General features: G+C 40.8%; 19 protein-coding genes. 8 read left to right on the forward strand and 11 right to left on the reverse strand.

The genetic code is table 11. The annotated features are described in order from the left end of the window. Positions 1-1,678: 1,678 nt before the first annotated feature. Entirely contained in the window at positions 1,679-1,843 is a 165-nt protein-coding gene (locus AB4Z30_RS13625) for a hypothetical protein (RefSeq protein WP_441927176.1), read from the forward strand. Between the two features lie 280 nt (positions 1,844-2,123). Then, a complete protein-coding gene (locus AB4Z30_RS13630; protein WP_441927178.1) occupies positions 2,124-2,963 on the forward strand; it encodes a hypothetical protein in 840 nt (279 codons plus the stop codon). A 45-nt stretch (positions 2,964-3,008) separates the two neighbouring features. Here AB4Z30_RS13630 and AB4Z30_RS13635 read toward each other — a convergent pair whose 3' ends face one another. Beyond that, a complete protein-coding gene (locus AB4Z30_RS13635) occupies positions 3,009-3,350 on the reverse strand; it encodes a helix-turn-helix domain-containing protein (RefSeq protein ID WP_441927180.1) in 342 nt (113 codons plus the stop codon). A 128-nt stretch (positions 3,351-3,478) separates the two neighbouring features. On the opposite strand from AB4Z30_RS13635, the gene AB4Z30_RS13640 reads away from it, so the two are divergent. Beyond that, entirely contained in the window at positions 3,479-3,805 is a 327-nt protein-coding gene (locus AB4Z30_RS13640; RefSeq protein WP_441927182.1) for a hypothetical protein, read from the forward strand. 49 nt (positions 3,806-3,854) lie between these two features. On the opposite strand, the gene AB4Z30_RS13645 is transcribed toward AB4Z30_RS13640, so the two are convergent. After that, positions 3,855-4,892: a tyrosine-type recombinase/integrase gene (locus tag AB4Z30_RS13645; RefSeq protein ID WP_441927184.1), complete on the reverse strand. Its 1,038-nt coding sequence runs from the start codon at positions 4,890-4,892 to the stop codon at positions 3,855-3,857. A 63-nt stretch (positions 4,893-4,955) separates the two neighbouring features. Then, entirely contained in the window at positions 4,956-5,213 is a 258-nt protein-coding gene (locus AB4Z30_RS13650; RefSeq protein ID WP_123066444.1) for a helix-turn-helix domain-containing protein, read from the reverse strand. A 128-nt stretch (positions 5,214-5,341) separates the two neighbouring features. On the opposite strand from AB4Z30_RS13650, the gene AB4Z30_RS13655 reads away from it, so the two are divergent. The 4 genes from AB4Z30_RS13655 to AB4Z30_RS13670 are packed head-to-tail and all read left to right on the forward strand — an operon-like array spanning position 5,342 to position 10,488. Then, a complete protein-coding gene (locus AB4Z30_RS13655; RefSeq protein WP_441927187.1) occupies positions 5,342-6,019 on the forward strand; it encodes a Tn7 transposase TnsA N-terminal domain-containing protein in 678 nt (225 codons plus the stop codon). Continuing rightward, positions 6,016-7,992, forward strand: coding sequence for a hypothetical protein (locus AB4Z30_RS13660; RefSeq protein ID WP_441927189.1), 1,977 nt, complete (start codon positions 6,016-6,018; stop codon positions 7,990-7,992). The genes AB4Z30_RS13655 and AB4Z30_RS13660 overlap by 4 nt, the downstream gene beginning before the upstream one ends. A gap of 21 nt (positions 7,993-8,013) precedes the next feature. Next, the gene (locus tag AB4Z30_RS13665) at positions 8,014-8,994 is read left to right on the forward strand and encodes an AAA family ATPase (RefSeq protein ID WP_310140502.1); all 981 of its coding nucleotides are present in this window, start codon (positions 8,014-8,016) and stop codon (positions 8,992-8,994) included. Between the two features lie 3 nt (positions 8,995-8,997). Further along, positions 8,998-10,488, forward strand: a complete 1,491-nt coding sequence (locus tag AB4Z30_RS13670; RefSeq protein ID WP_441927191.1) for a hypothetical protein — start codon at positions 8,998-9,000, stop codon at positions 10,486-10,488. A gap of 497 nt (positions 10,489-10,985) precedes the next feature. On the opposite strand, the gene AB4Z30_RS13675 is transcribed toward AB4Z30_RS13670, so the two are convergent. Both AB4Z30_RS13675 and AB4Z30_RS13680 read right to left on the reverse strand, forming a co-directional pair. After that, positions 10,986-11,390 (reverse strand): RDD family protein, encoded by a 405-nt coding sequence (locus AB4Z30_RS13675; RefSeq protein WP_441927561.1) that lies wholly within the window; start codon positions 11,388-11,390, stop codon positions 10,986-10,988. A 263-nt stretch (positions 11,391-11,653) separates the two neighbouring features. Then, positions 11,654-14,158, reverse strand: coding sequence for a WG repeat-containing protein (locus AB4Z30_RS13680; protein ID WP_441927193.1), 2,505 nt, complete (start codon positions 14,156-14,158; stop codon positions 11,654-11,656). A 398-nt stretch (positions 14,159-14,556) separates the two neighbouring features. Here AB4Z30_RS13680 and AB4Z30_RS13685 point away from each other — a divergent pair, with 398 nt between their 5' ends. Beyond that, a complete protein-coding gene (locus AB4Z30_RS13685; RefSeq protein ID WP_441927195.1) occupies positions 14,557-14,928 on the forward strand; it encodes a hypothetical protein in 372 nt (123 codons plus the stop codon). A 250-nt stretch (positions 14,929-15,178) separates the two neighbouring features. Here AB4Z30_RS13685 and AB4Z30_RS13690 read toward each other — a convergent pair whose 3' ends face one another. The 6 genes from AB4Z30_RS13690 to AB4Z30_RS13715 are packed head-to-tail and all read right to left on the reverse strand — an operon-like array spanning position 15,179 to position 25,606. Next, positions 15,179-15,469 (reverse strand): hypothetical protein, encoded by a 291-nt coding sequence (locus AB4Z30_RS13690; protein WP_441927197.1) that lies wholly within the window; start codon positions 15,467-15,469, stop codon positions 15,179-15,181. Then, on the reverse strand, positions 15,456-17,300 hold the full coding sequence (locus AB4Z30_RS13695) for a hypothetical protein (RefSeq protein WP_441927199.1): 1,845 nt from the start codon (positions 17,298-17,300) through the stop codon (positions 15,456-15,458). Before AB4Z30_RS13695 ends, AB4Z30_RS13690 begins: the two co-directional genes overlap by 14 nt. A 4-nt stretch (positions 17,301-17,304) precedes the next feature. Next, on the reverse strand, positions 17,305-20,868 hold the full coding sequence (locus tag AB4Z30_RS13700) for a DUF4132 domain-containing protein (protein ID WP_441927201.1): 3,564 nt from the start codon (positions 20,866-20,868) through the stop codon (positions 17,305-17,307). 21 nt (positions 20,869-20,889) lie between these two features. Then, positions 20,890-22,092 (reverse strand): VWA domain-containing protein, encoded by a 1,203-nt coding sequence (locus AB4Z30_RS13705; RefSeq protein ID WP_441927203.1) that lies wholly within the window; start codon positions 22,090-22,092, stop codon positions 20,890-20,892. Beyond that, the gene (locus AB4Z30_RS13710; RefSeq protein WP_441927205.1) at positions 22,077-24,518 is read right to left on the reverse strand and encodes a DUF5682 family protein; all 2,442 of its coding nucleotides are present in this window, start codon (positions 24,516-24,518) and stop codon (positions 22,077-22,079) included. The genes AB4Z30_RS13705 and AB4Z30_RS13710 overlap by 16 nt, the downstream gene beginning before the upstream one ends. After that, positions 24,506-25,606 (reverse strand): ATP-binding protein, encoded by a 1,101-nt coding sequence (locus tag AB4Z30_RS13715; RefSeq protein WP_441927207.1) that lies wholly within the window; start codon positions 25,604-25,606, stop codon positions 24,506-24,508. Before AB4Z30_RS13715 ends, AB4Z30_RS13710 begins: the two co-directional genes overlap by 13 nt. Positions 25,607-25,964 lie beyond the last annotated feature (358 nt).

Consider the following 25,964-nt stretch of genomic DNA (forward strand, 5'->3'; position numbering starts at 1 on the left):
TGTTGTTTTCTCTTACACTTGCATATAGCTATTCTGATTTCAAGAATAGCAAGTTTCAAATTTCGATTAATAGGTTCTTCATCAGACTTTTCGGACAAAAATCCTATAAATATTTCGTGTTTTATTTAATTCTGATACATTCATCTCTCATTATATATTTTTATTATCAATCAATCTCATTACTAATTAATTTTTTAAATACCTACTATAAACTCAATCATACTAACTCGTTATCACTTTTATATGAAGTTATACAAAAAAATAAGTTGAATTTATATTTTTATTTAGGGTTTTCCTTTATTATGTTTTTGCTCTTAAGGCACGCTTATATGCATCCAATCAATAAAATAACCCGTAGTTTCTTTCAAACGAATCAAAGAAAAAATATTAGACTAAGTAATGGAGAATTATTAAAGAACATGTATGTATATCAATCTACTGATAGCAAATTCATCATTGTAGGTGTAGAAGAGGTTTTGTCAAACTCAATAAAGCACTATCATATTAATAAAGATAAAATTGAATATATTGAATCGATATCAAGTTCTTTTGACAAATAGAATACTCAATTTAATTTTAGAAGGTGACATCTTTTAATACAGAAGATCGAAAAATGCAAAGTACTTAAAATCAACGTTGAGGACCTGATTTTTAACAACGGAGTAAGATAAAAAAAGAGGACTAAGCCCTTTTTTATTCTTCCATGTCCCCAAACAGAGGAGGTTACTGTTCTCACTAAAGTCGCTATTTTAGCGGCTTTTTTTATTTTATCGGTACAAATTCTTGTTCCCATTACCGATTAGATAGACTTAAGAATGAAAAGCGAAATAGGACCTCTCATTTTGCCATTTGTTGTGGTGTGACCGTCTGAGTTAAGGTGGGCTTATTTCAGAATCTTGTGCCTTGTTGATTCAATAGACTTTAAAATGATTAATTGGCAATTAGAAGCGCCAGCCGTTTAAGTGACGTTTTCCAACGAATCACTGGAAGGATCAACTTGAATATATAACCGCCTGATTCTCCGTATAGTTAGACTAGGGAGTGTGTTACTTTCTTACTGTTTACTTAATTTCTTTGAATGCCTTTGTAGACAAATTAGCACAGCTCCGTTGTAAAACAAGCCTGACATTCCTTCAAGCGCCATATTGGTGAACGCTACAACACTAAGCTCCTCGGTACTGCCCATCCGCCTCGATCCGGCGATTCAGGTGTATTTGTTATGCTGAGTCTTTTAGCTGCGTGAAACCAAGGCCAAAACCTCTCCCCGGCAAATAGATAGGACATAATCAGATTACGAATTTAATTGGTTGTCATTTCTGCGGCTGAGCCATCGACAGAATCGGATTCCCTCCCTGCCGCATAGCTTCCAGCAGTTCGCTACCAATCATGCCGGTTCCCCGAAAGGTAAGATGTCTTATCGGTAAAACCATTTTTTCTTCTCTCAATTTTGGGTAAACCGACCTTTGAAGTTGAAGGGTCGGTATCTAGTGTTTTAATGTAACATTCAACAGTTATGATGACAGAGTGTCATTTTCACATAAACTATGTTATCCTTTGGGTAAAATTGAGTCACTCTTCATATCGGAGTCAGAAAGAGGTTTAAATTGAAGAGTTTAAAGAAATTCAATCAAGAACTGCTCACCATATTAAATCATCTTTTTTTTTGGGGGGGATTAAAATGAGTAAAACGAATGAAGAGTTTATTAAACAACAGCCAGTTGGCGAACTCCCGAAAGTGAAACTCATGGCTCCTTCGTTAGATGGTGGTCCTGATCGGGAAGTGACTGTTGTTTACCAGCGAAAGGCAAACTATGGAAGGCCGTCATTTCTCAAAGATAAATAAACGCTTTCTAATGAAAAGCCAGCGCTTAAATGCTGGCTTTATTCCTTATAAGTGATAACGAAATAGCACGTCATGTAGATGTTTGACACAACCAATTTCATGCGGTTAGCATAATAGACCATATGAAATGAGAAAAATCACGGGGAAGATAGGTACAAATAAACACATTTATCCATATATTGAGACCAATTCTGATACTCACTACTCTTTACTTTGAATAAAATTTATAAAAGTAGTCAATACCACTCACTAATCTGCTGAAACAAAGGAGAATAGATTAGTGAGCATAGAAAAAATCCTTTATTTTGTTCAATCATCGAACTATGAGCAAATGCACAGTTCAGGTGCGAAAGTCCAATTGCTTAGACAAGCCATAGGTGAATATCAATCATCCCTTGGACTTCAGAGACTTGAGTGGACAGAACAAAATGTTGCTGGCAAATTTATTGCAACTAAAGAGTACGATCTGAAAAATCAGCAATTGTTCGAGTTATTTGATAATCATGGTGTTCTATCTAAAGTAGTCCGAATTAAACTAAACAAATTAAATGAATCAGAAAAATTATTACTTCAAGAATTCTGTATAGCTAGCAACCCTTACTTAAGATTTTCTCCTATCAGAGCTAATAGCTGCCAGAGAAAAGAGGAACTCTTTGCATATAGAAAGAACATCACAAACAACAACATATACTGGTGTTTAGGCCAATGGAAGCATTATAAAAGGATCCACTCTAGCTTTGCTGAACACTGGGAATCTATACGCAATCTGGCATGTAAAGAAATGTTGCGTACGAATCAGCACAAAGTATCTTTACCTGTAGGGAAGCTAAGTTTAGTAATTTCAGATCCAAACATTGATGCAGATGCTGCATATAAAATGGGAGGGAGGAAGCTGCTACAACGAAGTGGAAAGATTAACATGGAACAAGTAAGATTATATGCAGCTAGAGGATACTTTTCATTGTCACAAGTGTATAAACATCTACAGGTGGAGAACATCCAAACGAAATATTTGCTTTTAACATTAAAAAGCGAGCGCAATATAATGGAGGGACGTATACAGCAGAATAACAGATACTCTTGGATTAACATACAAAGTGAAGCAGAGTGGAAGCAATGAATTGAAACACAAAAAACCGATGTCAGAGGACATTGGTTTTTTGTGTTAACTATCGAAAAATTCAGATAATAGCAGGTTAACCTTTTTTAAATCGGAAGATTTCATAGGCCAAAGCTTCTCATTGATATCGTTTAGCAATTTTTCTTTATCATTGGTTCCACTTTTAACAAACTTGCTGTAAACAAAGAGTTCATGGACATTAACTTGGAGAGCATCCGCAATTTTTTGAAGATTTAACAAGGTGATATTTTTCTCGGCACGTTCAACGCCACCAATGTAGGAGAAGTGAAAGCCAGCCATTTCGCCTAACTCTTCCTGTGAATATCCTTGTTTTTTCCGTAATTCGCGAACACGTTGCCCTACTAATCTTAAAACAGGTTCGTTCATTGCCACACCTCTAATTCAGTCTAAACAATGCAAAACCTTCCATACATTAATGTATATAGATTATTTATTTAAAATGATAAGTTTATATATCAATTTGTTGGGCATAAATGATAAAGGAGGTGGAGGAGATGAATGAAAGGCTCCAAGCAGGTATTGAAATTGCTACTGTAACGGCAGAAGGAATTTTGTTTGACGGAAGAATGTATACCAATCGAGAAGTGGTCAAGAAGAAATGGTTTGATTTGGCTAGAGAAAAAGGAGAGTGGAAGATTCCTATTATTCATATCAAGGACTATCACGAAGCAATTCTGATCATTTCGTTAAAATATCAAGAAGTCAGTGTCGCTACAAGGGTGACCTTAGAAAAGAGAAACGTAAAGGATGTGGAAGATTATTACGATCAATTAAACCAACTAAAGCAGCTTAAGAAGAGCATTACAAAACAGATTAACTAAACAAAAAAAGCCTTGTTCAAAGAGAACAAGACCTAGTTCATAGGTTAACTCAATCAATAAGACTAGACAATATAAGGTACTTCTCTAATGATTCGATATTACGTTGAGCCAATTGTTGTTTCATATTGCGTACGTTATTTGTTCCAGCATATTGAACTCCAAATGAATGGGTAAGCTGCCTCACTGTTACCTCTGAGGCACCAAATTTCACAGCGTACTTTTTAACCATAGCTTGGATAGTACGCTTTGAGATTCGTTTTCCATGTGTTTCACCATTAGGTTTGGCCAAGAAAAGTGCCTGCTCACTCTCTTGAGGAGCATAGTTATTTGTCCTGATTTTTAAGTATTCATGTAAATAATGTTTAGCGTTCTCTCCGAACATAATTCTATGACTCATTTGTACTTTAGCCTGTTGTCTAGTTACGATAAGGTAGCCATCTTTAAGATCAATATCTCCCAAATCCAGATTGACAATATCGCTTACTATTATTCCGGATTCCAAAAGTAATGTAATAATACTAACATCCCTATCTCGGTTTAGATTGTGAAACCACTGAGCCTGAACATTGTTTTGCTCGGTTACACCTTCCTGTATAAATTTAACAAAAGAAGGGATTTCGTTGACATGAAGGATTTTGTTCTGTATCTGACGTGCGATCTCCACGTGATTTTTTGGTCTTTCCATGATAAATGTAGCAAAAACATTACGTCTCAATACAGGGAATCCACTGTTATCGAATTCCTGATGTAAAAAACCAAACAAAGAGCGTAACGAATTAAATTTTCGTAACATGGAGCTATATTGCAAATTTCTCGATGAAGTTAAGTGTTGTACAAAATGCTCTACATGTTCTTGGTTTATATCATTAAATTTTTCCAAGGTTAGATCACATGTGGACTCAACTTGCGGCCAAAGTTTGGGTGTAATCCAATTAAAGAAAATGCGAAAATCCCTAACGTATTCTAAACCGGAAGAAGGTGAAAGCATGTCGTCTAATTTGTGTTCAATGAAAACTTTAACGGGCAACGGCATCTCTTTTAGCAAGACTAATAATACTTCTAAATCTCTACGCTCTTGTACTTTCATATAGGAAACACACCCTTTCAATCTTTTCAGGCTTTATTCCCTATATATCTTAATTTTATACATTCAATAGAATATTTCTTTCCTAGAATTCGAGATTTCCTGATAATTATTCCTCAACAAAGATTCAAGAGGTACATCTAAAATTTGTAATAGAAGATACAAATTATAAGCACTAATAACATGTCTGCCCCGCTCAATATTGGCTAGGGATGAACGAGCAAGATGATAGCTTTTACAAATCTCTTCTTGTGTTTGTTTCTTCAACTTTCTAAGGTCCCGTAGATATTCCCCAAGCCACTTGTAAAACTCTTCTTCTGACATATAGTATTCTCTCCCTCTACCATTCTATTACTTCTTAGTATGTTCATAGAAATGCAAAATTTATACATGATGTGTATAAAAACTCTGTTTTTTGTTTATACAGGAAAACAAATCTAAAGGGGTAAATTATGAAGAATAGAAACGAATTCATGAAGTATCAGCCCATCAAGGTACTTCGAAGTAAAAAATATGGAAATAACTATTGGACTCCGCGTGGAAATAAAGTCGGTAAGCGGATCGTTGAACTATATAGTGATCTGGAATACGATCATTGGCTTCTGGTTGATACGGACCCTGAAGTCATCACATATTGTGAGCAACCAATGGAAATTTCCTACGTTCTAAATGGCCGACTTCGTACTTCTATCTTTGATATGTGGATCTTAAAAGAGGATGGAACGGAAATTTTTGTAGAAGTCAAATACAAGAAGGAACTGACATCTAAACATCCAAAGCATGCGAGAACTCAACGGCAAATCGAAGCACAACGAGAATGGTGTCGAATGAATAATAAGCTTTACGTTGTTCGTACTGAAGAGGATGTAAGAAGGGGGCGTCACTCAATAGAAAACAGAACTTCCTTATGTATGGCAGTAGTTAATAGTAAGAAGCCTGTTTCTTTAAAGCAGGTGCTCGGAGTTATTCCAGGTGAAGGGATAAAGATTAAAGAAGTTGTGCGAGAACTATCTAATCTTTCTGTTGAGGCTGTACTTTTGTGCCTAAAATGGCTCCTTTATGAGGGGGATATTAAATCGAACATGGAAGATCAACTTATCGGATTTGAAATGGAGGTATGGAGACAATGAGCAGATCGCGAATTTATGAGCAGGACGGATTAGAACCCGACCAAGCTAATCCTGAACTATGGCCCTCTGTAGACGAGAATGTACTCCATGAAACTGCCCATACTTTGTTTGTACAACGTAAAAATGCGGTCTTAATGTATTTTCAGAGGGAGAGTTTAGATAGTATTCAACATACGACCGGAGTCTCGCCACGAAACTTGAGAAGATTAGTTCAAAGATGTATTCAATATGATCTGGATGGCGTTGTTTTAGGATTCCGTGGATTGATTCCTCAGAAAAACGTAAAAAAATATGAGTTGGATTTATTAGGTCAAAAAAGAAACAAAGATCAAAAAACCGGAGAATTCAACCGTTTTTTGGAAATGCATCCGGACATCAAAGACATGGTAGAAGATTTATATTTAGGCAGAAAAAATCGTTCCCTAGAGCCGGTTATGAAGGTGAAGCATATCCACAAGCGCTTTGTGGATCAGTGCCGTGAAAAGGGAATAACTCTCTCTGAATATCCTTTAAATACAAAATGGATGGGGTATAAGGCTCTACAACGTTACATTAAACAAGTAGCTGAGCAAAATTTTAGAAAGGCTACAGCGCGCTACGGTAAAGATGCATTTCATAGAGCAAACCGAGTGGGGGAGGAAGATCAAAACCAACTCTCAAACTTGTTTCCGTATCAGAAAGTCCAATTTGACGCCCATCGAATCGACGGTTTTTTTACGGTAAATATTGATACGCCAGATGGAGACCCTATGACCTTGACGCTTGAACGTTTCTGGATTCTTACCATCATTGATGTGAGTAATCGCTGTATTTTAGGATATTCTGTTTCACTGAGTAGAGAGTATGGTGGAAGTGACGTAATGCACTGTGCTCGTAATGCAATTATGCCACATAAACGGATAGAATTGACAATCCCAGGCCTGAGTTATCATCCTCCAGGTGGGTTTCCATCAGAAAAGTTTCCTGAGTTAGAGTGGGCAGTGTGGGATGTAATCTGTTTAGATAACGCCAAATCTCACTACGCTAAAATGGTGCAGGATCGACTCACAAACTTAATTGGTTGTACTCCGAACTTTGGTCCCGTGGCACTTCCAATGAGAAGAGGAGTTATTGAGAGATACTTTAAAACTTTAGCTGAGAACCTGTTTCATCGGTTACCGAATACAACGGGCAGCGGTCCGGATGATCCAAGAAGAAACAATCCTGAAAAAAACGCTCTTCGTTTAAACATCACATACGAACATTTATTGCAGCTCATTGATGTGATGATTTCAAATTACAACGGAACACCTCATGGTGGGATTTATCATCAAACACCCCTCGAACTTCTTGAAAAAAGGATACAACTAAGAGGCTTACTACCAAGACGCCTGGAAGAAGAGAAACGATCGGAGATGTTATTTATGCAAACCCAAATAAATCGAACCGTAAGAGGTTCTCTATTGAGTGGAAGAAAGCCCTACATTCAATATGAAGGCGTAGAATATCGAAGTGAAAAGCTCGCTAACTCTGCCCATCTTATAAAGCACGAGCTAGTTCTACATGTAAATGTTGATGATCTGCGTACTTTAAAAGCTTTTCTTCCTGACGGCAGCGAATTTGGTTATTTAACTGCTTGTGGCAGATGGTCACTTACTCCACATTCCTTGCAAACGAGACGTGCGATCAATTCATTAGTTCAGCGAAAGCTAATCCATTATACAACTTGGGACGATCCTATCTTCGTGTACACTGACTATCTCTTGAGTAAAGAAAACACTAAGAAATCAATAAATAAAATTACTCAAGTGAAAGAGGTAAGTAAACAAAAGCTAACGGATGAAGCGGAGGAACAAACAAATGCATTAGAAGAAGCAAGAGCACAACATGAATTGTTAGACAAAGTTCGAGAAGAACAAATCAACAGGGAAAAGATCAATGAGATGGATAATTATGAGCGCTTACTAAAACAATTCAAGACAAAGATGTATTGAAAAAAGGAGAGAAATTGACATATGGAAAATCATTTGATACCTGTTGGTACACACCCTATTGAAGTAGGGCATTATTTACTTCCGACCAAAGAAGTACTCCGCTTAATGGATAATCTCAAAAAGATTGTACTGAACCGATTACCAGGAATGATTGTCTATGGTCGTCCGCGTCTTGGAAAGACCACTGCATTAAAGTTTGCCTTAGAAAATCTGCCACATTTTATAAATGCGCCAATACCAATCTTCATAGCCAATAGCAACTCATATAGATTTCCGAGTGAAGAGAAGTTTTACGCAGATCTGCTACATGATTTTCAATTTCCGTTTATAGCTAGAAGAAAACCTGGTGAGTTGCGGAATCAAATTGTTAATTTGTTAAAAGAAAAAGCTGAATTGTCTCGTTTAAGAAGGGTTATTTTGATTATGGATGAGGCACATCACCTAACAGAATCACATTATCATTGGTTAATGGATATCTATAACCAACTAGATCGTGAGAAAATCAGTATGTCTGTAATTTGCGTAGGTCAAGAAGAATTGCTCACTAGGAGAACTTTCTTTTTAGGACAACGTAAGTCCCAGATCATAGGACGCTTTATGACACATGAGCATCGTTTTTTTGGTATTACTTCACTAGATGATTTTAAAGCAGTTCTTCGTTGCTACGATTCACCTGAAATCTCAGCTTATCCTGAAAACAGTGATTGGAGCTTCACTAGATATTTTTTTCGGGAAGGATATGAGAAAGGTCATCGGTTAGAAAAGGACGCAGCTTTAATATATCAACAATTTCAAAATCTTCGAAGGGAGCATGGAGTGAACTCAAAACTTGAGATTCCTATGGAGTATTTTACGTATACTGTTGAAAACGCTCTGAAAATATACGGAACCCATGGAGAGAAACTTGAATGGATCTCAGCCCAAAATTGGTTAGATTCCATTAAACTTACAGGCTATATTGAATCTGAAATTTATATGGCATTAGCAGGTAATGGTGATTAGAACATGAATGTCGTGTGGAGGAAAGAATGGATATATGATTATGAATCGCCTTGGTCCGTATTTGAAAAACTTGCATTAGTGAACCTTGCAGATCGAAATGAGATTCTTCAAATCTTTGGCAGTACTCAGGTGAAGAATATTAAACATTACATTGGAGATAAGCAAAGAGAACTGATACAGTTAGATGGATTTCACCTCGAAAGGCTTCATCAAACGCTGGATTTTAACTTGCAAGAACACAATTTTAAGAATATTCAGTCGTTAATAGGTCCGTTTTCTGAACTATATAGTTCATGGGAGCATTGGTTTCATCGTGAATTGCATTGGTGTTCGAAGTGTATCGAGGGAGGGTATCATTCTTGGCTGCATCAGTTTAAACTTCTCGATGAATGCGCATTTCATGATCTAAAATTGAATAATACTTGCCCTAACTGTAGATCAACAATACCTTTTTTGTTGTCGAATAGACAGTTAGAACATGCATTTCAGTGCAAGTGTGGGTATGCCTTTGCTACTTTTCATATGTCCAGTTGGAACGAATGGAGAGCGCCTGATCAAATGAATCCTGCTGTCCTTCGTTGGGTTCAAGCAAACCATGCAAACATGAAGATATCAAATATGCATTCCAAATGGATTATACATGCACAACATTGCAATTTAAAGCGTTTAGTTACGGATGAACCTGAAGAGATAAAGCTATTTAATTCAGAAGAAACCTTCCACAGACAGGTTTATTTCTCTAAACGTTTCCAAAAAGATTTACTGCAAGTTACTTCTGATGCTGTTCAACAAGTTGTAGACCGACTATTTCAGAGTACTCTTAAGTCTCATCAACATTGCATAACTCAATTGATGGAACTTAGAAAATCGAATGAAACGATTGAATTCCCTGAAATTTGTCCCTATGCATATGCTTTTGTTTTTTGGAGAAAATCTCTGTTAAAGGAGGAGCATTTCTACGGCTTTAATTCGTTAAGAACAAGCTTGATTTCTGATGTATCGCCACTTCTAATCAAGGAGCTTCTGGAGTATTTCTCTGATCAGGTCGTCAATTATCAAATGAAAATTCGTAGAAGTATTGAAATAGGGGGGATTTCTTGGATTCTTGAAAAACTAGTCTTACAATTCTGTGAAAATTTCTTTTGTGCTTGGATGGAGATCGCAGGGAAGAGAAGCAAAGAAATTAGTGTTCCTAATTGGAAGGAAATTGAGAATATGAGGGACAGTTCGTTTCCAGATGTTGCTTTCAAATATAACTTTGATGAGAGCGGCTCATCGAGCAGCATTGAATATTATCATTTGCAAAACAAAGAGCTGTTGTTGACTAACAAGTGCAATTGCCCGAATCAACATGGAACCGCTATACGAGATATTCAATCAATGATTTCGTATACACCACTAAAAGTTGCAATGCTGAGCATGAATAATCCAAGTGACGAACATATTATTTTACAAAAAACAGTCGAGACATATGTGAAAAAATTAAGTTTTTGAAACCGTTAATCTGAAAGGATTAACGGTTTTTTGTGTTTAACCCAGTTTTAAATGAATAGGATAAGTTTTTTTTAAACGGCAATAGGTACAAGTTCTTGTCTTTTAACGGTACATGTTCTTGTCCTAAACGGCCAAATCAAATAAAAAAGATGGTTAACGTAAGGTGATAATGACCACTAAGATACTGATGAAAAATGTCAAGAGACTGTTATAAAATCAAATATTTGAATCAGTTATTACTGATTGCCATAAACCCACAAATTGAAGGAGGAGACAGCAATAGGTACAAGTTCTTGTCCTTTAAGGGTACAAGTTCTTGTCCTCCGACAGCATTTCTATTTAAGTGTCGTCGAGGAACAAGAACAAAACGGTTCAACCTGGTTGAAACAAGAACTTGTACATATGTACAAAATACGAGTTTTGTGAAACAGTAGTGAAGAATTAAAGAGCCGCCAAGGATTTTTATCTTGTACAGCTCGTTTTATCGCTCTTTTAGGTTAATCCCATACGACTTCAGTTCCTGCAATAAAATCATGTATTGCACGGCGATCTTCTCTCATTCCGACCATAAACATGCTCACAATAACTCCAATACCTAGAGTCAACGCGTACACAATTCCTGCAACTAAAACTCTCATTAACATTGTAGTGATTTTAGGTGATTCTTGTGTATCATATATTTGAATTCGGATTCCACATATCCGTTTTCCAATCGTACGCCCATACCAGTAAACTGGTAAAAGTATTGAATACAACGCACTCAATATTTTGGCTATCGGCTCATCTGTATCATAGTTCCCAGTAAGTACACCTGCGATGATAACTAATGGAATTCCAATGATAAGACCATCCAAAAAACTTGCTCCTAATCTAATCCAAAAACCTGCCTTATACAAGATGATTTCCTCCAGACTATTTTGTCATACCTTGATGAGTGGATATTTATATTATACATGAAATATATACCAATTGGTTCATATTATCCATATTATTCATCTCAATCTCCTAAACCTCTTCCATTTCAGTTTGTGAATTTATGAACATTCTTATTTGAATCAGTATATTGAAACTTACATTTTTATATAAAGCCCCCTATAAAGTAAAAAAAGCCACATGGTTTCTCACATGGCTTCAAAAATGTAGATCCCCCTGCTCATTCAATTATCTAATGAAATGCTTTCCAGAACGACCCTTCTGTATTAATGATGCTCATAATCTGTCTAAACGGAATCGTAAATGTCGGGAATCCCGCAGCATATGGCGCAATATCATAAGGATTGAAATATAGATGCAGCGCATCCGCTGTCACAAAAAAAGGCTGGTTCGCACTTATTCCAGTGTACGTATCTGGAAAAACATAAGAATACTGCGGATCATTTTTGATCTGCTCCCCTACAATCTGGCTTAACACCTTTACATAGTCACTGTTTGGTTTAAACAAATCCTTCAGCTCATACAGCTGGCCGTTGGACAGATTAATAATCGCATACACCATCGTTGGCATACCATGCGCGGCGCCAGCGGGATAGTTATAACCCGTTAATTGCAATTGAAGCAGTTGCTGCTGGTAGAACGTGATATCAAAATCACCGGTATACGTGTAATCCAGTTGCTGATCTGCAGGAACAGGTTTGACTTGAGAAAGCTGCTTCAGCCTAGCATTTAACTTATCCTGATCCGATTGATTGGTCAATCCTTCAACCTGCGGATAATAGACGAGGTAATCTCGATTAGGTTTATACTTCTCCTCACGCACCCGATAAGGCGAATGTAGAGGTACGATTGTATTTTGCTGCCATACGATCTGTCCAGCTCGGTTCACATAGGATAAACGTTGATCCACAAACACCTTAATGAGATTCGGCGCCACAACTTCCATGGATCCTGCCCCTGTCACACGAGGGTATCCTGAAGCTGGTCCGCCGCTCAAATCCAGCAGATAAGTCTGATTTCCATCCGATGCGGAAGCGAGACCCTGTTTGTAATTTTCCACATTACGATAGATAAAGTCTGTTAGTATCCTACCGTTCAGCTCAGAGATCGCGTACATCGAACCAATATAAGGCTCCTCCGGATTAATGGCTTTTCCAAGTGCGTACCTGTACTCTCCAAGCTCCCGTATGTCGTTATAGGCAGGTTGAATCACAAATGAACCCTGCGTATTAATAACACCATAATTCGATTTGTAATCCTCAGCTGTATTGACAATCGCCTGCCCATCGTTAAAAGGAAATGCCGATGTAAACTTGGGCTGAATACGAATATTCCCCCGTTCATCAATGTACCCGTACTTGCCAGAGAGTTCTTTTTGAAAAGCAAGCAATCCATCTCCAAGTGGCCCTACATAAGCATATGGATAAGTTGCAAGCCGATTGCCGTTCCGATCGATAAGCGCATATTCCTGATATTTAATCTGTACAATAGCTTTGGCATGCTGAAAATCATTTGCTGACGCAAATTGTGCTCGGATCACTTCATTTCCCGAAGAATCCAGGTAACCATAGAGACTTGATGAGCCATTCGCCTCATTTATGTTATTATCGTAAAACATGGCTCTGCCTTCATGCATATCTGCGATAAACGGGTACGCCCGTTTGGTCAGAACCGTGCCCTGCTCATTGATCATTTTAAAGCCTTGAGAATCAATAACCATAGCGCGCTCTTCCGAAAAAGAATTAATCGAATCGTACACAGGTTGAACCGCATACTGTCCTTGAAGATTAATAACACCCGCACGGCCGTTCTTCACGACAACTGCCAATCCATTCGGCTGAAACGCCTGAGCTTCCTCTAGCACCGGCTCCAATCGAACATGTCCCTGCTCATCCATATAACCCCAGCGGGTACCGCTCGTTGTTCGAACAGAGACAGGATATAACCATGTCGTAACTCTGGTAGTAGTGCTAGCAGCGAGCGCCTGTTTAATTTTCTTCTCTAGTTCAAGCAAGTTCTCTCTCGAAGGATACGCTTCCGGAAAACTCAACGCTTTTTGAACTGAAGTCAGTGCTGCGGGATATAGTCCTGCATGAAATTGAGCATCCGAAAGGTAATACCAATAAAACACATAGTCGGGATAATGCTGTGTTAACTGCTCGTAATATTGCACAACTTTAGGATAATAGGCACGATATACATCTGTTGCTGGAACCCATTGACCCTGCTGCCATCGAATAATATCTACCCGATAAGCTTCTCCTGTATCGTGAATCCACAGCGCAATCTCAACCTTGCCATCTCGTCCGTGTACACCAGGCATATCTATAATCTCAGCATAGCTATAATATAAATCGTCAGGAGCAGTATCCTTAAGACCGGTTTCAGTCCATTCATACACAGCAAGCTTTGACCAAATCGCTCCAATCTGCCAGCCTACGATCAGATTATTTCTTTTTGTTGAAATTACTGGCGCTGCCGTGAGCAGCGTAACGCCATATCCAAGTCCTTTTGTCAGAGCCATCTTAATCCAATGTCCTTGAACAAACTTTAATATAAGCAGATAAAGCTCACTATTCAGCTGGTAAATAGCAGCAATCTCCGGTAGTCCATCACCTGTAAGATCAGATGCATACACAGCAGGATGTAGATTGGGTTTATCAATCGTAATGACCGTGGCACCCGCCGGAATATGTTGATTCACGATTTGCAGTAATAGCGGTTCACTCATCGACATCTTCGCTTCCTCCCTTATGACCGCATTCGCCTAATGGTATGCATCATTACTCGGGATATGACACGTAAATGTTTTTTTGTCTTCATTTTACTCTTCAAGACTAACCATGATTTATAACCTTCATTAAGGAACATTGATTAGGATAATTCATAAATCAGTTAATAAATAACTTAGCTTTTCTATGGAAAATAAAAAACATTATTGGTAAAATTGTGAATAGAACTTCTTCCATTAAAATCATTTTAAGTATAACAATGAAAAAAAACCTTTTGAGATGTGTTTTACATACTCTCACATCCGCCGATTTTTGTCTCATCTTCAGGGTTGTATGAATTCACTTCCCATAAAGATATATTCGAATTATGAGATAACATTATTGTATAGTGGGAGGATTTATTATGAAAAAGACTTTTACATTCATTTTGACTTCAATGCTGTTCCTCGTGGCATGCTCAAACTCAGGTGATGGTGAACTTCAAAGTTGGGCATTTGATGTTATAACGTGGAATAATGGGGTTTACAAGGTGACAAATGAAACTGTTGTTACAACTGAAGTGGAGATCGAAATTGGGACAATCAAAAAATACAGTACAAATGAAAGTAATGAATTACCAAATCTGTTTTCCAACAAGTATAAAAAAGGAACAACATTATTTAAAGTAAAAAATATCGAGACAACCGATTATATCGCTGTAAAAGATAATGAGACTTACCAAAAAGCAATAAGGATGAAGGGAATGAATACAGCAGCCACTTTCTCAGTTTTTTAGATCTTTTGCCTCTATTTTAGATCTCTTGCCTCCAAAAAACTCTAATTCCTCATCATTTTGAACTTCTACAATCTGATTAAAATACATAGACCCGCAAGAGGATAGTTTTTCATACTGTCCATCTTACGGGTCACATTTAAAACTTAACTATGGGATGTCCCTTTTGTATTCGAAAAATTCAAGGTTATTATACATTGTTAACATGAGAATACACAATATGTTCCTGTAATAATTCTTCATTACGGCTTGGCTAATGTTCTGCCACAATATCAGCAAATGTGCTGATTTGTACATATTGGGCCAATCGACAATATTGATCCAACAGCTGCTCCTCATGCCCCTCGCCAAGCGCAACCCGGCGTCCTGCCTCCAAAACACCATGGATCAATTCATGCAGGAAATGCATTTGCATTCGTTGCACATCCGTAGCTAGCTGTTCCAGCAGCTGAATATCTCGAATGGTAAATTGAGATAACCCTCGAAGGAGCATTTCCCCAGCCCAGCCAGATAACTGCTGCATGCATTCATTATTTTCTTCCAAAACGCCCCATCCTTCCGCTACCGGAATCCAGCTTTAAACTAAGCAGCGTCTGGCCCTTCAGGAAACTGATTGGAGTAATCCGTTTCGTCTCCAAGCGTACAAACGCATAAAAATGCTCAAGCTTCTGAGAACCAAATCCCGACTCCAGCCTGTTAATCATAGACTGCCAATCGGATGAGTAAGGAAGCGTGAGTGGTAATCGCTCCCCCTCCGTATTTTCTACGGTAAGGATCAGATCTTGCGTCTGTTTATTGAATGTATGCTCTACAATGCGAGTTACTTCAATTATGGCCAGCCGTTCTTTTGGTTCTGCGAATAAATGGATAGAATCAGGCTGCTGTTGAAGTGCAGACGAGATGTCCATGAGATACGATCCAAAATCCAGCTCGGTCACATTCGTTCGTGGCAAAATACTTAGCTTCGCTCCATCGCCTGAAGATATCCGTCGTTCTTCATTCACTTTAACGGACTGAAACTGCACTTCCTCTCCCGTAAACTGACTAAATGTCAAATTGGGTAGCCAAGGCGTATAGGCTGCATAATGCTCAGCAAACGAGAATTGTTGATCCTCGTAATAAACCGCACGTACATCACTGTACGTATATATCTGCCCATCATCAAAGCAATAGAAATAATACGTTATCCCGCGGAATCCGGAACGTGTCTCCCAAGAATCTGCACCCAGACCATAGAGATGAAGTGAAGGCACCGTAAAATACTTGCTTCGAAAGCTGCCAACCAGCTGACTCTGTTGCTTGATGGTTATCTCGCTTTGTACAAGTACCTCTAACGCGAGATAAAGCTTACTTATGCGATCAAGCATCGTCTGCATGGAGAATCGCACATGACGTTTGAAAAAAAGCTGAAGCTCTCCCTGAATCCCGCGCAAATTGCGTTCAACATCTGGAAGATTACTGCTATGTGCAGCAATAGCCAGTGTCTCGAGCTGTGCCATATAGGATTGGGGCAACCTTGCGAGTCCTGTTTTAAGCATGCCTGCCAACATTTCGCGGCACTCACGAACCGTTTGAAGGGAGAACTTGGGCTCGTATGCGCGAACACTCAAAGCCTCCGTATCATCCAGTCCATGAATGATACGATATCGCAACAGCGCTTCAAGTTTGGCCATCTTTCCGGCAGTCTGTTTTAATTTGCATAAGGCTTTGGTCAGATTTGGCTCTTCTGTAAAAGAAACCTCAATCTCCTGACTTTTCAGATGTATGGTAAGCAGTGTATCCTCCGTGATCTGAATCTCTTCGGGGTAACGCAAACGAAAAACAATTTCTTCAACCATCGTTGAAGTATATGATTTGATGATTGGCGCAAGATCGGCTCCAAGCATCCAGCGAAAACGAGTATTCTCTTCCGATGGTTGAGTTGTCCCTTCGTAACCACGACTGRCTGACTCCTTAACGAGAAGAAGTTTATCCTTTTCAAAGGCCTTCTCCTTCTCAGAAAGCTCGTGCACTTTGGAATCCTCAGGTTCTTCATGCATAACTGGTGATAGCTCTGATGCAGCATCATGTTCTACCGTTTGCTGCCGCTGATCATACAAAATCGTAATTAACACATGCTTGCAGATATTCTCCGATGGACAAGAACACTGCCAATCATCCAGCGTAGCATAGAGGGTACATTCCGTACCCTCACTTAGCTGACAGCTGACCGATGCTGCATGCCACGTGTACTGCACAGATACATCCTGATCCAGTTCTTTAAGCGCCCTTTTGTATAATCCTTTGTTCGCATAACGAATGAGATAATCCTCTGTGCACAGCTTCGAAAAATGCCTGAATTTCTGCTTAAATTCATTGAACTCATTCATACTCACGGAATCAGCGCCCCGTTGCTCTCAAAATATCATAGATCGTTTCACTAAATACCCGGCCTGGAATCTTGCCCAGAGGAATCGATTTGTTATCTGCGTAATAATAATGCTGTCTCTTGCCGTTAGGTTTGAAGAAATGTAATGATTCCAGCGTAACATCATCCAGTCCTTCATAATAAGTGATACTTGTACCGCTGAATCGAAGTTCAGCAACGATCTCTCCATACTCTTTGTAAAACTCATGGAACCAACCGCCGTCTTGTGCAGGCCCTTTAATCCAGCCGTATTTTTCCAGAGCTTTCGGAAGAGCGGTTGGTGAGAACTCCTCTTCCGGAAGACGTTCAAATTCTGTCTTGGCCTGATCTTCGTCCTCAATCAAGTGGATTTGACGCTTCAGCTGCTCAAAAGGCTGTTTGACCTCATAATCCTCAAGCTGAGTAGTCCATCCCTCCAAAATTTCCTGATCCAGTTCAAGCGGATGCACCAGCCCTACCTGAGCCTCTGATGGTAAATCCGTTTCATCCTCATCCACCGTATTAAACGTACCGTCCTCCATATACCGGAATGTGCTGACCAACTCACCATCTTCATATATTCCCCAGATTAATCCAACAGCGAACTTCTGCATGATCACATTGTCCACAAACAGGGATGTCCATTCATCAGCCGTCCAGAGACGTTGCTTCGACAACGACTCTTCCAAACGCTGTGTCTGGATCGTAACCATCGTTTTAAGATCCTTTTTCAACTGGGTGAAACGTGCCTTGGATTGTGCCGCAAGCTCAGGATCATCCTTTTGTGCTGGAGCAGGCAAACTTTTGACTGATTTACCTGTCTCCTCATTCATGACGACAACCTGCAGCTCGGCATTAACTTTCACTTGGAAGGCGCGTTCTCCATAGCTTAGCTGCAAAGTACCATTTTCATCAAAACCAAGGGAAGTGACAAGCCGGTCTTCAAGCTGTTCCGCAGTGAGTCCCATGTTCTCCGCAGCAAGCTGTAATGCTTCTTCCGCTGCTCCTTTAACCTGGCGGTTCTTCATACTACGTTTGATCTTATCGATCGCCATAAGCGCGGAAGGTTCTTTCAGATACGCCAGCACCTTCACTGCCTCCGCTGCAATGGCACCACGGCTGTTCTCTGTCCATTCTTTAATCTGCGGAGTCAAAATATGAACAATCTGAATATCACCGAAGAGTGCGGAGACATACATGACCCACTTTTCCTTCGCAGGTGCACCTTCATGAATCCATATCTGCAGTAGTTCTTTCGAAAACCGAATCAGCGAAGCTTCGTTCACATATTCTCTGAGTTCATTTAACCGCTCATTCGGTCCAGACCCGTGATCAATAGATTGCAACAGTACATACTGTTTGATCCGATCATCCAGAGGCTGACCGTCCGCTGAACGGATTAAAGCTGGCAGTTCCTTGAGAGGTAACCAGCTGATCCGGGATATCTTTTTGGCATCAGCCAGATCAGCAAGCGCTGCATGTGCATATTCAGGACTTAGTTCAGCTGTATCGAGCAAAATCTGAATCAGATTTTTCCAATCCGCTGACTTCTCGTTTTGCAACAGTTCTGTATATAATTCCTTACTGTTATCCAGACTTCGGATCGCTGTTAACGCCATTTCTTTAATGGATGCCTTTTTCTCCGCACGATAAATCATCGTATACAGTTCTTGATCCGGAACCCGGTTGAATTCGGCCAGAGCAATACTGTTTGCCCGTTTGGACGCATCTTGCAAACCTGCTTGAATAGCTGTCACCAATTGTTTCTTAGGCAAGGTGGCTCTCTGCTCAAATGCAACCTCCAGCGTTAATATACGTGTGTCCGTTGGCAGTTTTTTGTACTGCTTCAATGCATACTCCAGGTTTTGCTGCAAAATACGGCGATACTCATCCTGCGGCATCGATTGATACGTATAATCCGTCATACCATTCAACGATATTAGACTTGTTAGCAATTGTTCGCGTTTAACTTGAGGATCGTCACCATATGCTTTCAATATTTGCTCACCGCTAAATGCGTAAGAGTGATACATATCTGATACAATATCTAGCGTCCATTCCGGGTGGGTTAGCAAGATCGCAAAGCGGTGCATCGGTTCCGAATCAAGTGGCAGGAAACTGATGCTAATGAGATTGTTAATTCGTTTACGATCCCGATTGACATGATTAAACAACCCACGACTGTCCTTGTCTGCCCAATATTCCTCAAGTGTGTTCTCACCACTCAAATATCTGGCAATAGCAAGTCCTTGCCGCCCACCCTCTAAAGGTTGACGCAGTACACGGAATACAGCCTCTTCGATTGTAGTTTCCGGATGATGTAAAGTGATTCCCTGATCCAACATCATTTTATGAAGGCATAACTTCAGAAATGGTGCCCTGACAATCTCATATGCTCGTTTGGAGTGTTCAGGTTGATTGGAAATGGCCGCCTTGATTATAATCCATGACACGCGGTATGAGTTCAACTCGATCTGCATCAATTCAATTAATTGATAGGGCTCGTTCAGCGGGATCAGACCAGCCAGCAGATCATCTTCGCTTCTTGAACGAGGATTCATACTAAGTAGATACTTACGAACCTCCATCGGATATATCTCATGTAAGTGATGAATGACTTCAAGAAGTACTTTGCCAACCTCACTGGCGTTATCCAGAAATTGCTGCTTCCCTCCATGGATATTCGTCAGATATAACACCGCACTGCTAAGCAACACCATGGTCTGATGAAAATCGGCATGTGAAACATGATGTTTCGGGGAGAATGTGATTTCCGGGTAGTGCTTTGCAATCAGTTCACTGCGTTTCTGCTTTAGGAATTCCTCTTCAAGCAACTGGGTGGAACTGTTTTGTTTACCTTGAACGCTGCCTGCAACTAATGGTTCGATCAACGAATACAGCTCTGTGTGGAGCTTTGCCGCATCATTCGCCATAACATATTGGAACAGCTCGGGCAGGGATGCACTGATTTCTTTGATCTCGTCCTTATTCGTAAACTCACAATCCGGTTGCAAACACAAATGAACAAGAATCATGGCATCAACCACATCTCTGAAATTGCCCTGACTATCTGCCTTTTTGGAATCAAACAACCATTGGGCTCGCTTCACGCGTCTTTTAAGCTCCGTGAGAATTTCTTCTTCGCCAGCATATTGCTTCATTTTCTTCAAACGAGATAACAAGACGCCCATCCGGTCTGGACTCTTGCTTTTTGCATTTAATCCGTAAGCCTCTGAATCCTCACCAAGACAAGCCGTGAATGCGTTAACTCCCCATGGGCTTCTGCGAAAATAATTCGACTCCAGATGCATGGCAATCGCTCCGGCACGGAAAAAAATATCTCCATCGTCTTTTTTGCCAAGCTTGGATAGTGCCTCTACAGTTCGATAGACGTAATGGCTCGTCTTGCCCATCATATCAGGAAATTGTTCTGTCGCACCCATAACATAATCAATAATTTCGGAACTGCGATCGGTCGTGAGTGAGTAATCATCTGAACAGATTGAAGCGAACTTTTCTACTAAACTCTCTACTGCACGGTCTGCGGTAAGCATCATATATTCCTCCATTAAGTTGGTTTAAGTAATAATGTCTCCAATCCATTCGGCAAGCTCATTAGGCGTTATAGCTGCGACATGTGCTCCCATATTGGCCAGCGTCTGCGCGGCATGTTTGTTATATACCGATTCTCCATTGAAATCGAGTGCCGTGAGAACAAGCAACTTGCATCCTGAATCGATAATATCCTTGCATGCTTGATACATCTGATTGATCGGAAATCCTTCCTCCAGATCACTGACCAGAATGTATATCGTTTTACCAGGATTCTCGATCAGCGTCTCGCCGTAACGCAGCGCTTTGGCAATATGAGTTCCTCCGCCAAGTTGCACATTCATCAGCACGTCCACAGGGTCCTCAAGCCGGTCACTTAAATCCACAACCTTGGTATCAAAAATGAACAGTTTCGTGCGTAACGCATTCAAACGATAGAAAATACTCGCCATGACCGAACTGTAAATCACCGAATCCATCATACTGCCGCTTTCATCTACCCCGATAATGATGTTCCACTTATTGTGCTGCTGTATATTCCCATCAAAATAAAGACGATCAATCACAAACCTTCGTTTATGTTTATCATAATTTTTCAGATTGCGGGCAATCGTACGTTTAAAATTCAGGTTACGCAATGAGCGCACTGAACTGGACGCATACTTACTTCGTTTCCCCATAATACTGGCACGGGTATGTGACTCCAGCTTCCTCTGAAGATCCTCAACGACTGTCCGCACAATATCTTTGGCACTCCGCAGTACTTCACCTTTCATACGTCCCTTGAACTGCATGATGTTTTTGAGAAGGTTCATATTAGGTTCAAGAGACTCCAGCAGCTTTTTATCTGTTAACAGTTCCGTAAGTCCGTAACGATCCAATGCCTGTTTTTCCAAAATTTCAACCGTTGATTTGGGAAAAAGATCTCTGACCTTGTGTAACCAATTCGGAACGGTAAGCTCTGATGAACCACGTCCACCTTCTTTGCGGTAACCTTGCTCTTCTCCGTATTCCCGGTTATACAAATACCCTAAAATCTCGTCCAGTTCCACATACTGAAATTCACCCGTTGTATATTGATCTGATTCACACAGGCCCACCTCAGCCGATTCACCAAGAATCAGGCGCCAACGGTTCAAAGTTTCGACAGCACTTCGTTCTTGCGTGGAAGACTTCTCCGTCAACGGTTCGTCTTGTCCATGAGGTGCTTCGTTCATATTAACTTCCATGCTGCAAACTCCTTCCGAAGCGCCTCATCCCGCGATCTGTATTGAACGAGCATCTGTTCATCCAGCACAGGGGTCGTCATCTCATCCGGCATCATCTGATGCAGTTTTGCCACACGTTCAGCAATTAGATTCGTTTCCATCGGCGTAAAGTAAGTAAAAGCCAGACGTAGTTCTGGAATCATCGCAATAAAATCGTCATAGGACAACTGCTCAATCAGTCCATTTAGCTCCGACAACAACTGATCTTCATATAAAAAGGCATCCCGCGCAACCGTAAACACACCCTGTAAAAATAATGCCGTTTGACGGGTCTGTTCCGGTGTTCCACGAATATACCCCCTCGCACGCTCCACAATTTCCTCTCTGGATCGGTCACCCAGTCCGGATGCAATAGCGATACAGACCCCTTCAAGCTGAGCAGGAAGCTTCGGATCCGACAAAAGTTCATTCAGATGGATCCGAAAAGCCGTATCCTGGAATTGCTCCTCTGACGACTCCGCCAGCATCGCAAGTAACTTCAACCCCTGAATAATGCCTTCATGCTCATCGGCGTTCGTTCTGGAAAGCTGCTGTAGCTTGTCAACCGCGTTACTGTAGGCTTCTGATACGAGATCAGACAGGTGAGCATCATCCGATAATCCCAGCAACCTGCGGTGCTGATAAATCCGATTCAGAATGGTTAAGCTGTTGCACAAAGAAAGGAAATGTCCATCAGTCCGCAGGGCGGCTCGAACCTTGGCATACAAATGCATGGCTGTCTCCTGAAGACCCATCAGCAGTGCTTGAAGCATCAGCCTTGCAATCTCTCCGCTATGATGATCCGGGATGTCTTGCATCTGCTCCTCCATTTTACGAGTAGCTGCAGCAGCAAGCGTACCGCCATACAGAGAATTTTCAATGAGTCGTGCTTCAATCCGTGAGGAATACATGTATTCCCAAGTTTCACGAACCAGGTTCATATCACGCTGTGCGATCCAGTCCGCACCTGCTTGACGCTTCGCAAACTCGGGAACCAGATAAGAGATACATTGAAACAACTGGCTGATCAAGCGATGTTCTGGTTTAGCATACAAATCAAGCACTTTTTTGTGCTGTCCAGTCGTTCGGATCTGGAGTTTATGCTCCGTACAACGAGTTTTGAAATCCTCTACGATCGGGATATGAAAAGCATTAGGCGCAACACTTCCGATGGCATCCCCGGTTAATAGAAGCTGCAGTTCCTGCAACGGCTTATCCGTGGCCAGCGTAAGTTCTCCTTTGATAAATGAAGAAAGTGCCGCGTCCATAAGCTCATAAACTCCGCCTTCTCGCTTGCCTCTTAGCTCTGCCAGACCCTGTATCATACTGTAAGCCTCGATCGCATCACTTGTAGATACATGTTCTTCTCTTTCCCTCAGCTTACGCATCAGTCTCGATAACACATTTAACGTGGTTACACGGTAAGGAGAACTTGGAGAACGAAGAATCTGACCCCAGATTTGATCATAAAAGTACACATAAGGCATACCGCTGGCATAACCATTCAGACGATCAGCCTCGGCAAACGTGTAAACCATGGGGTACATCTGTTGTTGAACATCCCCTTCATCTGCTCCAGCCTGCTGTGTTGTCTCACCCTTTGGCTCCACTTCTTGATGAATGGAATTCACTAAGCCATACGTGTGAAAACCTCCGGTAATAACAAGCACACGTTGATACTGCTTTTCTGCTTCCTTAATTCGTTTCACCATATGCGCTTCACGTAGCGAGTCACCGTTTGCAATCAGCCGCTCAGGAGTGTAACACATTCTGGATAGTGTACAGTAGGTGAAAACATCCTGAACAAAGACTGAGGTGTCTTTCTCCAGACCACCGATCTCAAATACCTTTTCCCACAATTCATCAAAGCTGCGGCAGTTTGTTTTCTCGCACAATCGGTTAATGAAGTCTGATCCGGCAAGCAGCGTTTCGTCCTGAATGGATATCTCTTTCTGCTCTGTTTGCGGAGGGTTGCCAGCACGTACCGATACATGCCGATAATCCAAATCAATGAACTGTGCCGGAATGCCAAGCCGATGAGCTTCCTTTAGCGCAACATATTCAGGTGAATACCGAAGCATCGGATAATAACAGGCTTCTCTTCCATATTCATCTTCATAGGTATAATACAGACTGACTGGAGGAAGGGTCGCTTCATCCGTGAGAACAGAAATGAGCGGGTTACCGCTTTCCGGTCCCTCAATTAGAATCATATCGGGCTTGTACTCTCCGATTACACGCAGCAGATGATGCGCACAAGCCGGACTATGATGCCGAATTGGAAAATAAACCGTTCTGTTATTCAAATTAAATACACTTGTATCAAAAATGGATTGCAGCTGATTCAAATCGGTAACATCCGATAAAACGGCAGGGTCAGCAGACTGCTCCTGGCCTAACCGATCCATTTTCTTTCCTCATAATAATTCTTCCAAATCTCCTCTTCCGCAGAGCGAGCTTTGACAATTTTGGAAAAGTAGTTCTTGAGAATATTTAAATCCTTGTCATTCTCCTTAGCAATCGTTCCCAGCATATTTTGCACCAGCCGATCCAGCGCAATGGATTTGCCTTCGTAATAATAGGAGGTCATCGCGCTTTGCACGTACACGGACACCGCTTCTGCAGTACTCATGGACGCTTGAGGTGTATCCAGCTTATAACCTTCTCGCGACATGCCTGTCCGCAGTTCCATAAACGTAGTCGCCAGCAGCTCCACCACGTCGGTTTGAATTTCGGTATCAATTCCACTATGTAATAACAGGTTTCTCGCCTGAGATTCAATGATTTTGGCTTCCATTTTGACATTCTGAATCGGCTTGATCGTCTCAAAATTAAAACGCCGCTTGAGTGCGCCGCTCATCTCGTTCACGCCTTTATCCCGAATGTTGGCAGTAGCAATAACGTTGAATCCAGGTTTGGCAAAAAGTACACCTCCGTCAAGCTCCGGAATACTCATGACTTTATCGCTCAGAATACTGATCAAGCTGTCCTGTGCTTCGGCCGGACAACGTGTAATTTCCTCAAAACGGGTGAGAATGCCCTTTTTCATGCCATTATATAACGGGGAAGGAACGAGAGCCGCCTCCGAAGGTCCTTTGTCCAAAAGCATCGCATAATTCCAGGAATACTTGATCATATCTTCCGTTGTTCCAGCCGTACCCTGTATCGTATTTAGACTGGTTCCCGAGATAGCAGCTGTAAGCAGCTCACTAAGCATTGTTTTGGCTGTACCTGGCTCACCAACCAGCATCAATCCACGATTCCCCGCAAGTGTAACAACTGCACGTTCGATTAATACATCATTTCCGTAAAATTTACGAGTGATATTAATTGGTTTTCCATCCAGCATGGCTGGTTGATCTCGACCAATAATAAAATCCCGCACATGCGCTGGCGACAATAACCAGTTAGGGGGACGATGGCCCTGATCCTCCTGCTGTAATGCCCGTAATTCCGTCTCATATAACGTCTCAGCTGGCGGTTTAAGCATCTCCATTATCAAGATGTCTCCTCTCATATCAAACAGATCGTATGTTCCTATTTATTTTCATTTTATCATAGCCTTGGCACACTCAGCCTTAAATCGCGCAAAAATGGTTGAAACGTCCTTCTTACCTGCACTTCTGACTAAGTCCAAGGTCTTACACAGCCGTACAAATATGAATCCTCAATCCCGGAATCCAGAGAGAAGGCACTACAATCTTTTAAACAATCATACATCACTTCTAATCACAGCTTAATAAGAAAAGAATGCAAAAAGTACAGGTCGTGCATCCCCGCGCGCCATCCATGACGATCTGTTTTCTTTTCTATTGAATGTCAAAATAGTGATGTTCTAGCGTACCATTTTTCAA

It is taken from the genome of Paenibacillus sp. 2TAF8 (assembly GCF_052114825.1).
In the GTDB taxonomy this organism is placed as follows: Bacteria; Bacillota; Bacilli; order Paenibacillales; family Paenibacillaceae; genus Paenibacillus.

Coding starts and splice junctions, on each gene's coding strand:
- AB4Z30_RS13635 (WP_441927180.1), bottom strand. CDS start 3,350: ATGAACGAACCTGTTTTAAGATTAGTAGGGCAACGTGTTCGCGAATTA.
- AB4Z30_RS13680 (WP_441927193.1), bottom strand. CDS start 14,158: ATGTCGATGAGTGAACCGCTATTACTGCAAATCGTGAATCAACATATT.
- AB4Z30_RS13670 (WP_441927191.1), top strand. CDS start 8,998: ATGAATGTCGTGTGGAGGAAAGAATGGATATATGATTATGAATCGCCT.
- AB4Z30_RS13705 (WP_441927203.1), bottom strand. CDS start 22,092: ATGGAAGTTAATATGAACGAAGCACCTCATGGACAAGACGAACCGTTG.
- AB4Z30_RS13665 (WP_310140502.1), top strand. CDS start 8,014: ATGGAAAATCATTTGATACCTGTTGGTACACACCCTATTGAAGTAGGG.
- AB4Z30_RS13700 (WP_441927201.1), bottom strand. CDS start 20,868: ATGATGCTTACCGCAGACCGTGCAGTAGAGAGTTTAGTAGAAAAGTTC.
- AB4Z30_RS13640 (WP_441927182.1), top strand. CDS start 3,479: ATGAATGAAAGGCTCCAAGCAGGTATTGAAATTGCTACTGTAACGGCA.
- AB4Z30_RS13625 (WP_441927176.1), top strand. CDS start 1,679: ATGAGTAAAACGAATGAAGAGTTTATTAAACAACAGCCAGTTGGCGAA.
- AB4Z30_RS13650 (WP_123066444.1), bottom strand. CDS start 5,213: ATGTCAGAAGAAGAGTTTTACAAGTGGCTTGGGGAATATCTACGGGAC.
- AB4Z30_RS13710 (WP_441927205.1), bottom strand. CDS start 24,518: ATGGATCGGTTAGGCCAGGAGCAGTCTGCTGACCCTGCCGTTTTATCG.
- AB4Z30_RS13660 (WP_441927189.1), top strand. CDS start 6,016: ATGAGCAGATCGCGAATTTATGAGCAGGACGGATTAGAACCCGACCAA.
- AB4Z30_RS13715 (WP_441927207.1), bottom strand. CDS start 25,606: ATGGAGATGCTTAAACCGCCAGCTGAGACGTTATATGAGACGGAATTA.
- AB4Z30_RS13685 (WP_441927195.1), top strand. CDS start 14,557: ATGAAAAAGACTTTTACATTCATTTTGACTTCAATGCTGTTCCTCGTG.
- AB4Z30_RS13645 (WP_441927184.1), bottom strand. CDS start 4,892: ATGAAAGTACAAGAGCGTAGAGATTTAGAAGTATTATTAGTCTTGCTA.
- AB4Z30_RS13655 (WP_441927187.1), top strand. CDS start 5,342: ATGAAGAATAGAAACGAATTCATGAAGTATCAGCCCATCAAGGTACTT.